This is a genomic window from Adlercreutzia muris (assembly GCF_041223505.1).
GTDB lineage: Bacteria > Actinomycetota > Coriobacteriia > Coriobacteriales > Eggerthellaceae > Adlercreutzia > Adlercreutzia muris.
On the sequence record NZ_JBCLQK010000003.1, the window covers coordinates 167,860 to 181,417 of the forward strand.

The window sequence follows — 13,558 nt, forward strand, 5'->3', positions numbered from 1 at the left end:
CGAGATATGAGACACAACAAGAAGGGGCGGAAGCTCGGCACCGACTGGAGCCACACCAAGGCCATGAAGCGCAGCCTGGTTGCCGCTCTGTTCCTGAACGACCGCATCAAGACGGTGGAGGCTCGCGCCAAGGAGATCCGTCCCGATGTGGATAAGATCGTCACTTGGGCCAAGCGCGGCGACCTGCATTCCCGCCGTCTGGCCATCGCCTACCTGAACGACAAGGAGCTCGTGCGCGAGATCTTCGAGAAGGTCGCCCAGGGTATGTGGCAGGATCGTCCCGGCGGCTACACCCGCATCATGAAGCTGGGTCCCCGCAAGGGCGACAACGCCCCCATGGTCATTATGGAGCTCGTGACCGAGCCCTGCGTGCCCAAGGCCGAGCGCCAGGCCGCTGCTGCCAAGAAGGCCGCTTCGAAGAAGGCTGCCCCCAAGAAGGTGGCCAAGAAGGCTGAGAAGGCCGAGAAGTCCGAGGAACTCGCTGAGGATCTGGGCTTCGAGAACGACGGCACCGTGGAGCAGATCGAGGCCGTGGATGCCGCTGAGAAGGCCGAGGCCGTCGAGGAGGCTCGCGAGGATGCCGAGAAGGCTGAAGCCGAGGCTGCCGAGGAGGCCGAGACCGTCGACGCCGAGAAGATCGAGGAGGAGCAGGCCGACGTCAAGTAGGCTGCTTGCTAGATCGTTCGGATGCACCTGGCGCCGGACAGCCGCATGAGCCGGCCGCTGGGATCATCGTTCTATAGGGAAGACGACCGCTTACGGGCGGTCGTCTTCTTTTATTTCAGTCGGGCAACGCGTGTACAACTGCTCAATTACTATCGGTGCAGTCAGCTTTCCGTGGCCTGTGCAACCCATAGAATAGGCGATGCAAGGGCACGAGATCTTGCTCTTACACCTTCTGTTCACGGAGATCTTCTCAGATTGAAAGGAGCCGGATCATGGCTGACAAGGATACCCTGATGAAGGAGTTCGTCGAGACCGAGGCCGCGAAGACCGAGGATGCGGTGGCCGACCTCGAGCGCATCGAGGAGGAAGTGGCCGCCGAGGCCACCTCGTCGGTGGAGTTCGAGGATGCGCTCGGCAACGAGCAGGCCGCAGCCGAGGCCGCCGAGACGGCCTTCGAGTTCGATCAGGCCAAGATCGGCACGGCCGGCATCGGCGAGGCCCTGTAGCGCATACAGACGCGGTACCGACGAGCCGCGTGACACAATCGGGGATTTCGCTAACTCAACCCTCGATCGTGCGCGAACGGCCAGATGCGCGGCGACCCGCTCCTTAACAACGAGCCGCCCATACCATCTGTAGCATGGGAAACCCCTTCCGGGCGGAAGGGGTTTCCTGCGTTTGAGGATGCTGGGCGGGGTTTGGGAGAAGGGGGTGCCGAGCATCGTTTTGTGCGCTAGCATAAAACGGCGTTGTCAGCAGGGCCGTGGCCGACTGCTCCGGTGCCGGGGGCTCTGGGAATCGCCGTTTCTGTCATACTGCGCCCATGGTATCGCTTCGCACATCGCCCTCGCGGATCCCGCGTTCTGTGCGCACCCTGGACGGGCGCGTGAAGATCGCGCTCCTCATGGCCTTTTCGGTCGCACTCTTCTGGGTCCACAGCCTGAGTGCCCTCGCTGCGGCCGCGGCTTTGCTTGCGGCCGTCATGGCCCTCGGGCGGGTGCGGTGGGTCGCGGTGCTCAAGGGCGGTGTCCCGGCCTATGTTATTGCCGCGTTCCTGCTGGTGTACAACGGCGTGAGCCTCGGCTGGATGGCTGGGACGGTGGTGGCGGCCCGGGTGCTGCTACTCGTGTGGGGAAGCCTCGTGCTAGTGTCGCTGGCCACGGCCACCGAGCTCTCCGAGGCCCTGCGGCGACTGCTTACCCCGCTGGGTCGCGTGGGCCTGCCGGTGCGGGATGTAACCACGGCCCTTTCCATTGCCCTGCGCTTCATCCCCTTGACAGCCGAGGAGCTGGTCGGCGTGCGTGCTGCCCAGGCCTCGCGGGGCGCTTCCTTCCAAGGGGGAGGGCTGAGGGGGCGGCTTGCGGCCTACGGAGGGCTCATGGTGCCGCTGTTCGTCGGCCTGTTCCGTCGCGCCGACCGTTTGGCTGCGGCCATGGATGCCCGCTGCTTCGGGGCCTCTACGGCGCCCACGACCCTCGATGGACGGCGCTTCCGTGGGAGCGATGGCGCTGTGCTCCTTGTCGGCATCGCCCTGTGCGTCGCCGTTGCGCTCGTTCCCTGAGAGCTTGCAGGCTGCGGGGCGGTGGCGGCCAGAGCGCGTCCGGTGCCGAGCGGAAAGGGCGCGGACCTTTCCCTACGGGGTTGCGCTCGGGCTTTCCTCGAGCTCGGGCGTAGGGGCTGTCTCGGTGGGCGCTTCGCGCTTCTCGGGCTGGGGCGCCAGCTCGCTCATGAGGATGGCAGCGAAGATGAGGGCAAAGCCGAGCATCATGCGGCCAGTGACCACTTCCCCGCAGAGCAGCACGCTGGCGATAACGCCGAAGACCGATTCCAAAGACAGCAGCAGCGAGCCCTGGGCCTCGGGCACGTGGGCGAGGCCCACGTTCTGCAGCACATAGCACACTCCCGAGGCGAGTACCACGAGATAGGCCAGGTTCAGCAGGAAATCGGCATTGGCCACGGCGGCGAGCCCGGGGAAGGGCTCGGTGGCCGCCCCCAGCAGAAGGCCCAGCACGCCGCCGAAGAGGAACTGGTACACCGTGAGCCCCAGCACGTCGTAGGTTTGGGAGAAGCGGGCGATGGCGATGATCTGGGCTGCGAAGAACACGGCGCACAGCAGGGTCATGAGATCGCCGAAGCCGATGGTGAGGGTGCCCGCGGCCACGGACACGAGCCCGATGCCCGCCACGCACAGCGCCGCTGCCCCCACATTGGCCACGGTGGGCCGCCTGCGGGCCACAGCCCACAGCATGAAGGGCACGATAATGCAGTAGGTGGCCGTGAGGAAGGCGTTCTTGCCCGGGGTAGTGTCGGTAAGCCCCACGGTCTGCACCCAGAAGGCGAGGAAGGTGACCGCGCCGAGTGCGAGCCCCGCGCCGAGGAAGCCGGCATTCAGGCTGCCGCGCAGTCGCCGGTGGAAAAGGGCGGCCATGAGTAGGCCCGTGAGTAGGAAGCGCACGCCGATGAGCTGCGCTGGCGGCAGCACGTCAACGGCGTCCTTCATCACCACGAAGGCAAACCCCCAGATAACGGTGGCCCCCAGCAGCATGAGTTTGTACACGAAGCTCGGTAGGCTCCGTTTGGTCTGTCGCGTGGTATCCATGGCTCGCCATTATAGGGAGCAAATCGGGGTCTGCCTAGAGTTACTGCTTCCCAACGGGCCATCAACGACCGTGGTTTGCCGGCGGTGCGGGGGCGGTCGCAGCGGCACCATAGGAAAGAACCGTGCCACCTATATGAGAGGACGTGCCATGTACTATTCCAGCGGCAACTACGAGGCCTTCGCCCATCCCCTGAAGCCCGAGGGGGTGGATGGCAAGTCGGCCTACATCGTGGGCAGCGGTTTGGCGGGGCTGGCGGCCGCGTGCTTCCTCGTGCGCGACGGGCAGATGGCCGGCGAGCGCATCCATATCTTGGAGCGAGGGCCTCGCGCCGGCGGCGGCTGCGACGGCTGGGACTACCCGAGCCTCGGCTACACCATGCGCGGCGGCCGCGAGATGGACAACCACTTCGAGGTGATGTGGGACCTGTTCCGCGACATTCCCTCCATCGAGGATCCGAACGTAAGCGTGCTCGACTACTACTATTGGCTGAACAAGCGCGACCCCAACTACTCCCTGTGCCGCGCCACGGTGAACCGCGGCCAGGACGCCCATACCGACAACCGCTTCGATTTGTCGGACAAAGCCTGCATGGAGATTATGAACCTGTTCTTCACCCCCGAGGAGGACCTCCAGGACAAGGTCATCACCGAGTACTTCTCCGACGAGGTGCTGAACTCGAACTTCTGGCTGTACTGGCGTACCATGTTCGCCTTCGAGAATTGGCACTCGGCCCTGGAGATGAAACGCTACATCACCCGCTTCGTGCACCATGTGGGCGGCCTGCCCGACTTCTCGGCGCTGCGCTTCACCCGCTACAACCAGTACGAGTCCATGATCCTGCCCATGGTGAACTACCTGAAGGATCACGGAGTGGATTTCCGCTTCGATACCCACGTGACTGATGTGCGCTTCTCCTGCGATGGAGCGAAGGACGACGCCCGCAAAGTGGCCACCGAGATACGCTTTTTGGTAGAGGACGAGCCTGAGGCCATCGGCGCCGTGGAGGGGCTGCCGGGGGATGAGGCCCCCGATCCGGCGGGCATCCGCGAGCAGGTCATTCCCCTGACCGAGAACGATCTGGTGTTCATCACGCCGGGCAGCCTGGTGGCCCATTCCTCCTTCGGCAGCCAGAACACGCCGGCCCGCTACGCCCCCGAGCTGACGCCCGGGGACGGCTGGGATCTGTGGAAGCGCATCGCCGCGCAGTCGCCGGCTTTCGGGCGTCCTGAGAAGTTCTGCGGCGACCCGGCCAAGAGCAACTGGGAGAGCGCCACGGTGACCACGCTGGACGAGAAAATCCTGCCCTACATCGAGGCCATCTGCAAGCGCGATCCGCTCTCCGGCGGCGTGGTGACCGGCGGTATCGTGTCGGTGCGGGATTCCAACTGGCTGCTGTCCTGGACCATCAACCGCCAGCCCCAGTTCCGCGATCAGAAACCCGGCACCGTGTGCGTGTGGCTCTACGGCCTGTTCACCGCCGTGGACGGCAACTACGTGAAGAAGCCCATGCGCGACTGCACCGGGCGTGAGATCTGCCAGGAATGGCTGTACCACCTGGGCGTGCCCGAGGAGCAGATCGAGGAGCTGGCCGAGAAGAGTGCCAACACGGTGCCCTGCATGATGCCCTACATCACGGCCTTCTTCATGCCCCGCGCCGACGGCGACCGCCCGCTCGTGGTGCCGGAGGGCTCCGTGAACTTCGCCTTCATCGGCCAGTTCGCCGAAACGCCCCGCGATACCATCTTCACCACCGAGTACTCCATGCGCACTGGCATGGAGGCGGTGTACACGCTGCTGGATATCGACCGCGGCGTGCCCGAGGTATGGGGGAGCGCCTACGATCTGCGCTGCATGCTGAACGCCACGGTGCTGCTGCGCGACGGCAAGCCGGCCACGGACATGAATATGAACGTGCTGGAGAAGCTGCTGCTGTCCCGCGGCCTGAAGGAGATCGAGCACACCGATATCTACGGGCTGCTGAAGGAGTACGGCGTCATTCCCACCACCGACGAGAACCGCGATGCGCCCGCGCCCGACCCCGGGGCGGTGTGGCCCGGCATCCACTAGGGGCAGCGCCTTGGTTTTGTGCGCCCCGCGCGGATGCGTTCTCGCGCGGGGCGCTTTGCATGGTATGATGGGAAACGCTGAACAACAGCGTCGACATTACCTGCAAGGAGGCACTACATGAGCGTCATCATCGATGTGTACGGGCGCGAGATCCTCGATTCCCGCGGCAATCCCACCGTCGAAGTGGAGGTCGTGCTGGAGGACGGTTCCTTCGGTCGCGCGGCGGTTCCCTCCGGGGCGTCCACCGGCGCCTTCGAGGCCGTGGAGCTGCGCGACTGCGACAAGAAGCGCTACCTGGGCAAGGGCACCCTGGATGCTGTGGCCCATGTGAACGGCGAGATCGCCGAGACGCTCATCGGCCTCGAGGCCGATGACCAGCGCGCCATCGACGCGGCCATGATCGCCCTGGACGGCACCGAGAACAAGGGCGCTCTGGGCGCCAACGCCATCCTGGGCGTGTCGCTGGCTGTGGCCAAGGCTGCCGCCGAGGCGGCCGAGCTGCCCCTGTATAAGTACGTGGGCGGTGCCAACGCGCACCTTCTGCCTACGCCCATGATGAACATCCTGAACGGCGGCGTGCACGCTGACAACAACGTGGACTTCCAGGAATTCATGATCATGCCCGTGGGTGCGGCCACCTTCGCCGAGGCCCTGCGCTGGTGCGCCGAGATCTACCACACCCTGAAGAAAGTGCTCCACGATGCCGGCCTTGGCGGCGGCGTGGGCGACGAGGGCGGCTTTGCCCCCAACCTGAAGACCAATGAGGAGCCCCTGGCCTACATTGTGCAGGCCTGCGAGGCCGCCGGCTATAAGCCCGGTACCGACATCCTGTTCGCCATGGATCCGGCGTCCACCGAGTTCTACAACGCCGAGACCGGCAAGTACGTGCTGGCCGGCGAGGGCCGCGAGCTCACGAGCGACGAGATGGTGGACTACTGGGAGGCCTTGGTGAACAAGTACCCCATCGTGTCCATCGAGGACGGCATGGCCGAGGAAGATTGGGACGGCTGGAAGAAGCTGACCGAGCGCATCGGCGACCGCGTGCAGCTGGTGGGCGACGACCTGTTCGTGACCAACTCCAAGCGCCTGGCCAAGGGCATCGAGCTGGGCTGCGCCAACGCCATCCTCATCAAGGTGAACCAGATCGGCAGCCTCACCGAGACCCTCGAGGCCATCGAGATGGCCAAGCAGGCCGGTTATGCCTGCGTTATGAGCCACCGCTCCGGCGAGACCGAGGACGTGACCATCGCCGATCTGTCCGTGGCGCTGAACACCGGCCAGATCAAGACCGGCGCCCCGGCCCGCTCCGATCGCGTGGCCAAGTACAACCAGCTCATCCGCATCGAGGAACAGTTGGAGGGTCAGGCCGTCTACGCCGGCATGAAGGCCTTCTACAACATCAAGCGCTAAGCTACCGTCGGAACTCGCCCTACTGAAAAACGCTCCCTGCCGGACGCATTCCAGCGGGGAGCGTTTTCTTCGCAGAATGCTCTCGTTCTCGGGAAATCTACCCCAACAATCCCAAACCCTTGGCGATGTTCGCGATGAAGTCCTGCACGTTGGTGACGATGCCGCGGCTGGCGAGGCTGCCCCGGTCCACGAGCTTGTTCACGGCGAATTCCGCAATGTCCACGCAGTAGAAGTACACGGGGCGGATGGTGCCGTCGGGCAGTACCCGGTAGCTCGGGGTCATGTTGCCCGTGGCGATGGTGTGCAGCATGGTGGCCATGCAGATGACCGTGGTGGCCGATCGGATGTGGTCGCGCATGGCATCCTGGGCATCGTAGGCGTTGCCGAACACGCCGGGCAAGGGGCCATCGTCGCGGATGGAACCGGCGAGCACGTAGGGTACGTTGTTGCGCACAAGCGCCTCCATGATGCCGTCGCGCACGCCCTCCTCTTCGATGAACCGCTCGATGCTTCCCCAATAGCGCACGCGGTTGATGGTGTCCAGATGATGGTAATGGCCGTTGGGGCGGTTCTCCTGGGTCTCGATGTCCTGGCCCAGCGACGTGTGGAAGTAGGCCCCTTCCAAATCGTGGGTGGCCAGGGCGTTGCCGGCGAACACCGCATCGGCGTAGCCGGCATCGACGATCTTGGCGAAGGCATCGCGCGAAAACCCGTTGAACGTGAAGGCCGGCCCCATGACCCACACGATAAAGCCGTGGTCGCGCTCGTGGCGCAAAAGCTCGTAGAGCTCGTCGTAGTCGCGGGAGAAGGCCGTCTCGCGGCTACGGCCGAGGCGGAAGGCGAAGTTGTCGTGGCCTCCGGGGTGGGGCGCCCCGTTCTCGGCTGCGGTCAAGCTGCGGAAGCCCTCGGTGTACACGAGGATGCCCTCCTCGCCGTTCTCGGTGCGCCCGCAGGCGATCAGGTCGCCGGCGCGGATGTGGCGGAATTCGCGCACGAACACCGCGCCGTCTTCCACCACGGCCACGCAGTCCATGCGGGAGTCCCGGGCGAGCACCCATTCCCCGTCGATTTTCAGGTACTCGGGATAGATGGACATAGCGTGGTAGTTCTCGGGGGCCACGAAATCCTTCGGCGCGGGCACGAGGACCGCGTTCGGCGCGGCAATTAGGTGCGGCAGCGAGAAGTCGGGGGCGGTATAGGGGGTGGGCGCGAAATCCATGGGTGGCCTTCTCTCAGAAGCGGTTTCGGTATCCGCATTGTAGCGCGGCCGAAACGCTTCCGAGGGCCAGGCCGCTGTTTTCCACAACGACGCCGCGCCCGTCCGGGACTTCTGGCATTTCGGGCTTCAGCGAGAACGCTTGTGTCGCGGATAATTACTCTGCAACGGGCTGTCGGTCGGCTAAGGGGTAGTTTTGTTTCCAAAGGGGCAGATTTTGTGCAGCAAACTCCGCGAAATAGATGCGCGAGGGGCAACGGGGCGGCATAAGGCGTTATACGGCCAATTAGCCATGAAGCTGACCAGGCATTTCTCAAATAAGGAGCTCTCTTCGGTACGAGCAAGGCTGCGCCGGGGTCTATCTCGCGGAGTTTACTGCGCAAAATCGGCGCGACGGGAATCGCGATCGCTCGGAATCGCGGTCGCTCTGAAAACGCGCTCTCTTTCGCGCAGGTTTATCCTCGGACGGTTATAATAGAGCGCGGAAATATGGCGCAGCGTGCTCGGGTTGGCGTGCCCAGCCGCGCGAGTGCTTGAGGAGGAGAAAGGGAACCGACGTGAAGGATATGATCTCGCTGGAAGAGGCCCGCGCGCTCGTGTGCGGCGCCGTGGAGCCGATGGCCGTGGAAACCGTGGGGCTGCTGGATGCCGTGGGTCGGGTGGCCGCGGCCGATCTGGCCAGCGACATCGACGTGTCCCCCTTCGCCCACTCGGCCATGGACGGCTTCGCCCTGCGGGCCGCCGAGATCGAGGCGGCCGACGGGGAGGCGCCCGTGGTCCTGCGCGTGATCGCCGAGATCGGTGCCGGCGATGTGTTCGAGGGCGTCATCGGGGCGGGGGAGTGCGTGCGCATCATGACCGGCGCCTGCCTGCCCGACGATGCCGATGCCGTGGTGAAATACGAGATCGTGGCCGTGGTGGAAGGCGACGGGCATGCAGGATCGCTCGTGTCCTTTGCGGCGCCGACAAAGGTGGGGTCCAATGTGCGCCCCGCCGGCGAGGAGGCCCGGGCCGGCGAGGTGGTCGTGCGCGCCGGCGAGGTCGTCGGCGCGGCCGGCGTGGGCTTTCTGGCCGGCTGCGGCGTGTTGGAGGTGCCGGTGCGCCGCCCCCCCCGGGTGGCCATCATCGCCACGGGCAGCGAGCTCGTGTCCCCTGCGGAGGTGCCTGGCCCCGGCAAGATCCGCAATTCCAACAGCTACGCCATGGCCGCCTGCGCGAGCCGGGCCGGCGCGGTGCCCCATATCCTTCCCATCGTGGAGGACACCTACGAGGCCCTGCGCGCGGCCGTGGCCGCGGCCACGGAGGAGTACGACTTCGTGGTGACCACGGGCGGGGCGGCCAATGGCGACTACGATTTCATCAAGCCCGTGGTGGCCGATCTGGGGGAGTTGCTCATGGCCACGGTGAACATGCGCCCGGGCAAGGCCCAAACCTTCGGGCTGGTGAATGGCACGCCGGTCTTCGGCCTGCCGGGCAACCCGGCCGCGGCCTACGTGGGCTTCGAGCTGATTATCCGCCCGGCCCTGCGTACCATGCAGGGCTACACGTTCATGGACCACCCCGTGGTGCGGGCGCGCCTGACCGCCGACGAGAAGAACCGCGACCCGCGGCGCATCTTCCTGCGCGGTACGCTCACTCGCGCCGCCGACGGCACGTTCGAGGTGACGCCGGCCAGGAACCAGAGCTCGGGGCTGTTCGGGCCCATTCAGAAGACCAACTGCATGGCCATCATGCCCGAGGGCAGCGAGCCCCAGCCGGCGGGAACCATGGTAGACTGCATCCTGCTGGATGTGCCGGAAGAGGTTTGTCTCTAGCCTGCCTGTGCCCGTCGCGGCTCCGTTGAAGAGGGAAGGCTGACGGAAAGGAATCCCATGACCATCAAATTTGCCATTATCACTTGCTCTGATACCCGCACCCTGGAGACTGATGAGGCGGGGGCTAAGCTGGAAGAGCTGATCGCCGCCGAGGGCTGGGAGTGCATCCGCCGTGTTGTGGAGAAAGACGAGCGCCCGTTTATCGCCGGGGCGTTGCTGGACGCGTGCGACCACACCGATGCCGACGTGGTGCTCACCTGCGGCGGCAGCGGCCTCTCGCTGCGGGACGTGACCCCCGAGGCCACCCGCGACGTGGCCGACCGCGAGGTGCCGGGCATTGCCGAGGTCATGCGCGTCCACAGCCTGAAGATCACCCCCTACGCCATGCTGTCCCGGGCCATCTGCGCCCAGCGGGGCCGCACCCTCATCATCAACCTGCCCGGTTCCACCAAGGCGGCCACCGAGAATTGGGAGGGCATCGTGGCGGCGCTGCCCCACGCCGTGAAGATGATGGCCGGAGGCGGCCATGACACGCAGAAGAGCCTCTCGGAAAAACTCTCTGCTGCGGCAGCGCGAGGCGAGCTCGGGTAAGGGGCACTCGCGCAAAAGCGCCCGCGCCCTGTTGCGCCCCCCGTGCCGTGAAGATGGCGGTTGCCCGTCGCTGCACGGGGCGATAAGCGCTATACTGGGGCCCGATAACACAGGCTCCCGGTGCGATTTCGAGGTGGCGTTTCATGGCAGATCTTCCCAACGGCTTTACGGGCTTTTCGCGCCGTGACCCGAATTTCGTGTCGGCGGGCGACGCCTTGCGCAGTTCCCGCTATGACGACACGCCCTTTGCGGCCCGCAAGCAGGAGCGCTCTGCGGTCGGCGGCTGGGTGCCGGCAGGTCCGGCCGCGGGAGCGGCGGACCGGGGGGCTGCGGGGCGCATGGCGCCGGCCTCCGATGTGCTGCAGTTCGCCGAGAGCGGCACGGCTCCGGCTGGCCCCCCGCGCTTCGATCCCGACAAGCTCGCCCATATTCCCGAGACCGATCGGCGCTGGTCCTGGGTGGAGATTAACCTGAATGCCATCCGCCACAATGCTTCAACGGTGAAGCATCGCCTGCGTCCCGGCTGTCGACTTATGGCCGTGGTAAAGGCCGATGCCTACGGCCATGGGGCCGTGCAGGTGGCCAAGACGGCCCTGAATTCCGGAGCTGAGTACCTGGGCGTGGCCACGGTGGACGAGGCTATCGCCCTGCGCGAGGCCTATGTGAACGCCCCGGTGCTCGTGTTGGCCGAGCCCCCGGCTACGGCCATTCCGCTGCTTCTGGCCTACAAGATCATGCCGAGCGTCTATACCGCCGAGTTCGCCATCCGCTATGCCGAGGCCGCCGATGCCTTCGGGCTGCGAGCTCCGTTCCACTTGAAGGTTAACACGGGCATGAACCGCATTGGCGTGCGTTGGGACGAGGTGGTGGAATTCGCTCGGCAGATCTCGTTCCATCGGGCCCTGGATCTTGAGGGCACCTTCACGCACTTCGCCACCGCTGACTGCCCTGGCACCATCGACTTCGAGCGCCAGGTGAAGCGCTTCGCCGAGGCGGTGAACGCCCTGCGGGCCGCGGGGCTGAACCCGGGCATCGTGCACGCGGCCAACTCCGCGGCGGCCATCCGCTACCCGGAGGTGCAGTTGGACATGGTGCGCCTGGGCATCTCGCTCTACGGCTTCTATCCCTGCCCGGAGGCCTACCCGCTCATCGATTTGAAGCCGGCCATGGCCGTGAAGGCCCGCATCACCGACGTGAAGATCGTGTCCGTGAACGAGGGGGTCAGCTACGGGCTGCACTACCGCAGCCCCGGCTCGGTGAAGATATGCACTCTGCCCATCGGCTATGCCGACGGTTTGCGTCGCGGGCTCTCCAATCGCACTGACGTGCTCCTCGGCGGCCGCCGCTTCCATCAGGCGGGGAACATCTGCATGGACCAGTGCATGTTCGAGGTGAATCTGCGCCAGCGCCTCGCCGTCGATCCCCAGATCGGCGACGAGGTGGTCATCGTGGGAGAGCAGGGCGAGGCGGCCGTCACCATCGACGAGATGGCCGAGACCTTGGGCACCATCCAGCACGAGGTGGCCATAGGGTTCGGCTGTTCGCGACTGCCTCGCATCTACCTTTAGGAGAAGACCATGAACATGCCGAAGCCCCACATCCCCTTAGACGAGCTGCGGGCTCAGGTAGCGGCGTGCCGGCAGTGCCCGCTGTGCGAGGGGCGCACCCAGACCGTGTTCGGCGTGGGCAATCCCGAGGCGCGGGTGCTTATCGTAGGGGAGGCCCCGGGCAAGAACGAGGACTTGCAGGGCGAGCCGTTCGTGGGCGCGGCGGGCAAGTACCTCAACGAGCTGCTGGCCATCGCCGGGCTTGCCCGTGACGAGGTGTTCATCGCCAATGTACTGAAATGTCGGCCGCCCTCGAATCGCGATCCGCGCCCCGAGGAGATCCAGGCCTGCACGCCGTTCCTCCGAGAGCAGACCCGCACCATCGACCCGGAGTTCATCGTCACGCTGGGCAACTTCTCTACGAAGTTCATCCTGAAGACTGACGTGGGCATCACCCGCTTGCACGGCACGCTGCAGAAGGCCGGCCGCTTCAAGGTGTTCCCCATCTTCCATCCGGCCGCCGCCCTCTACGACGGCAAGAAGCGCGAGGCCCTGGAGAACGACTTCGCCACCTTGGGCGAGCTTCTGTCCGCTCCCGACGGACGGGCGGCTACAGCCAGTTCTTCTTCTTGAAGAACAGCACCATCGCCACGATCATGACGAGCGCGAGCGTGATGATGGTGGCCGCCATGTAGGGCCAGTCGAGGCCCGGCAGCACGGTGAGGTTCATGCCGAACCAGCCGGTGACCAGCGTGAGCGGTGCGAACATGACCGTTACGATGGTGAGGATCTGCATGGTGGAGTTCTGCTTCAGGTCGATCTGCGTCTGATGGAGCTCGCGCAGCTGCAAGCTGTACTCGCGCAAGGTCTCGGCGCGGTCGGCCAGGTGGTTCGCGTGGGTGGCCACGTGGCTGAAGGCGCGGGCTTCCTCGCGGCTCATCACCTTGTTCTCGTTGTCGGCGATCAGATCGGCCATGACGGCGATCTGCTGGTAGTACGATCCCATGCGCATGGCGGCGCGGCGATAGCCCATGATGGTCTGGGACGATACGGTTTCGCTGTGATCGAGCATGACCTCCTCGATCTTCTCCATGGCATCTTCCATGAGGGAGAACCAGGTGAAATCGTCGGCAATGAGCGTCTTCATGAGGGCGTAGAGGCAGTGCGAGGTGGTGGCCTTGGTGAGAATGCCGCTCGATGCCACCTTGGCCAGCATATCGGTGGCAACGGTGCCGTCGTCGATGAAGATGAGCCGGTCGGCGTCGAGATAGAATGACATGCGGTCGGGATCGGCCGTGGGGTCGGTCTTGTCGGGCACGGCGAAAGAGCCGATGACGAAGGAAGGGTACAGCTCCACGAAGTTCATCTCGGCCGGCTCCAGAGCCGCCAGGCCGTTGCGGCCCTCCGGGGAGATGTTGGGCAAAGCGTCGAACTCGTGGGAGGTGATGACCTTCACGAGGGGCGGGCGGGGATCCGCCCGAATGCTCGGAGCGCGGAGGGGCTGGGGTTGGTTCAGTTCGTAGACAATGGCCATCATTTCCTCCTCGCGGTACCGTCGCTTCCGGTTCCCTAGTATAGAATGAGCCGCGCGGTAACCGTTCCCGTGCGGCTATCTGTCACTTGTTTGTGGCCCGGCGCTGCGGCGCT

The 13,558-nt window shown here is 65.3% G+C and carries 12 protein-coding genes; 9 read left to right on the forward strand and 3 right to left on the reverse strand.

The window, feature by feature from the left end:
* Positions 1 to 6: 6 nt before the first annotated feature.
* The 3 genes from rplQ to AAK988_RS04460 all read left to right on the forward strand — a co-directional run bounded on the left by rplQ (position 7) and on the right by AAK988_RS04460 (position 2,227).
* The gene (gene rplQ / locus AAK988_RS04450) at positions 7 to 666 is read left to right on the forward strand and encodes a 50S ribosomal protein L17 (protein ID WP_369872941.1); all 660 of its coding nucleotides are present in this window, start codon (positions 7 to 9) and stop codon (positions 664 to 666) included.
* 272 nt (positions 667 to 938) lie between these two features.
* Positions 939 to 1,172, forward strand: coding sequence for a BAG1 BAG family molecular chaperone regulator 1 (locus AAK988_RS04455; protein WP_135969804.1), 234 nt, complete (start codon positions 939 to 941; stop codon positions 1,170 to 1,172).
* Positions 1,173 to 1,531: 359 nt separating this feature from the next.
* Positions 1,532 to 2,227, forward strand: coding sequence for an energy-coupling factor transporter transmembrane component T family protein (locus AAK988_RS04460; protein WP_369872940.1), 696 nt, complete (start codon positions 1,532 to 1,534; stop codon positions 2,225 to 2,227).
* A gap of 72 nt (positions 2,228 to 2,299) precedes the next feature.
* On the opposite strand, the gene AAK988_RS04465 is transcribed toward AAK988_RS04460, so the two are convergent.
* Positions 2,300 to 3,265 carry a DMT family transporter gene (locus AAK988_RS04465; RefSeq protein WP_369872939.1) on the reverse strand — a complete coding sequence of 322 codons (966 nt, stop codon included), beginning with the start codon at positions 3,263 to 3,265 and terminating at the stop codon, positions 2,300 to 2,302.
* Positions 3,266 to 3,413: 148 nt separating this feature from the next.
* On the opposite strand from AAK988_RS04465, the gene AAK988_RS04470 reads away from it, so the two are divergent.
* Together AAK988_RS04470 and eno are read left to right on the forward strand one after the other, a co-directional pair.
* Complete coding sequence (locus AAK988_RS04470; RefSeq protein WP_369872938.1) at positions 3,414 to 5,333, forward strand: oleate hydratase; 1,920 nt, start codon at positions 3,414 to 3,416, stop codon at positions 5,331 to 5,333.
* Positions 5,334 to 5,450: 117 nt separating this feature from the next.
* The gene (gene eno / locus AAK988_RS04475; RefSeq protein WP_151430860.1) at positions 5,451 to 6,743 is read left to right on the forward strand and encodes a phosphopyruvate hydratase; all 1,293 of its coding nucleotides are present in this window, start codon (positions 5,451 to 5,453) and stop codon (positions 6,741 to 6,743) included.
* A gap of 97 nt (positions 6,744 to 6,840) precedes the next feature.
* On the opposite strand, the gene AAK988_RS04480 is transcribed toward eno, so the two are convergent.
* Positions 6,841 to 7,962, reverse strand: coding sequence for a putative NPN-dependent ornithine cyclodeaminase (locus AAK988_RS04480; RefSeq protein ID WP_369872937.1), 1,122 nt, complete (start codon positions 7,960 to 7,962; stop codon positions 6,841 to 6,843).
* Positions 7,963 to 8,516: 554 nt separating this feature from the next.
* On the opposite strand from AAK988_RS04480, the gene AAK988_RS04485 reads away from it, so the two are divergent.
* The 4 genes from AAK988_RS04485 to AAK988_RS04500 all read left to right on the forward strand — a co-directional run bounded on the left by AAK988_RS04485 (position 8,517) and on the right by AAK988_RS04500 (position 12,544).
* Complete coding sequence (locus AAK988_RS04485) at positions 8,517 to 9,773, forward strand: molybdopterin molybdotransferase MoeA (RefSeq protein WP_369880446.1); 1,257 nt, start codon at positions 8,517 to 8,519, stop codon at positions 9,771 to 9,773.
* A gap of 57 nt (positions 9,774 to 9,830) precedes the next feature.
* A complete protein-coding gene (locus AAK988_RS04490) occupies positions 9,831 to 10,364 on the forward strand; it encodes a MogA/MoaB family molybdenum cofactor biosynthesis protein (protein ID WP_369880447.1) in 534 nt (177 codons plus the stop codon).
* A 143-nt stretch (positions 10,365 to 10,507) separates the two neighbouring features.
* On the forward strand, positions 10,508 to 11,932 hold the full coding sequence (gene alr, locus AAK988_RS04495) for an alanine racemase (protein ID WP_369872935.1): 1,425 nt from the start codon (positions 10,508 to 10,510) through the stop codon (positions 11,930 to 11,932).
* 15 nt (positions 11,933 to 11,947) lie between these two features.
* Positions 11,948 to 12,544 carry a uracil-DNA glycosylase gene (locus tag AAK988_RS04500; RefSeq protein WP_289636000.1) on the forward strand — a complete coding sequence of 199 codons (597 nt, stop codon included), beginning with the start codon at positions 11,948 to 11,950 and terminating at the stop codon, positions 12,542 to 12,544.
* Here the strand turns inward: AAK988_RS04500 and AAK988_RS04505 are convergent.
* On the reverse strand, positions 12,522 to 13,445 hold the full coding sequence (locus AAK988_RS04505) for a magnesium transporter CorA family protein (protein WP_369872934.1): 924 nt from the start codon (positions 13,443 to 13,445) through the stop codon (positions 12,522 to 12,524). The two genes, AAK988_RS04500 and AAK988_RS04505, sit on opposite strands and share 23 nt — an antisense overlap.
* Between the last annotated feature and the right edge of the window lie 113 nt (positions 13,446 to 13,558).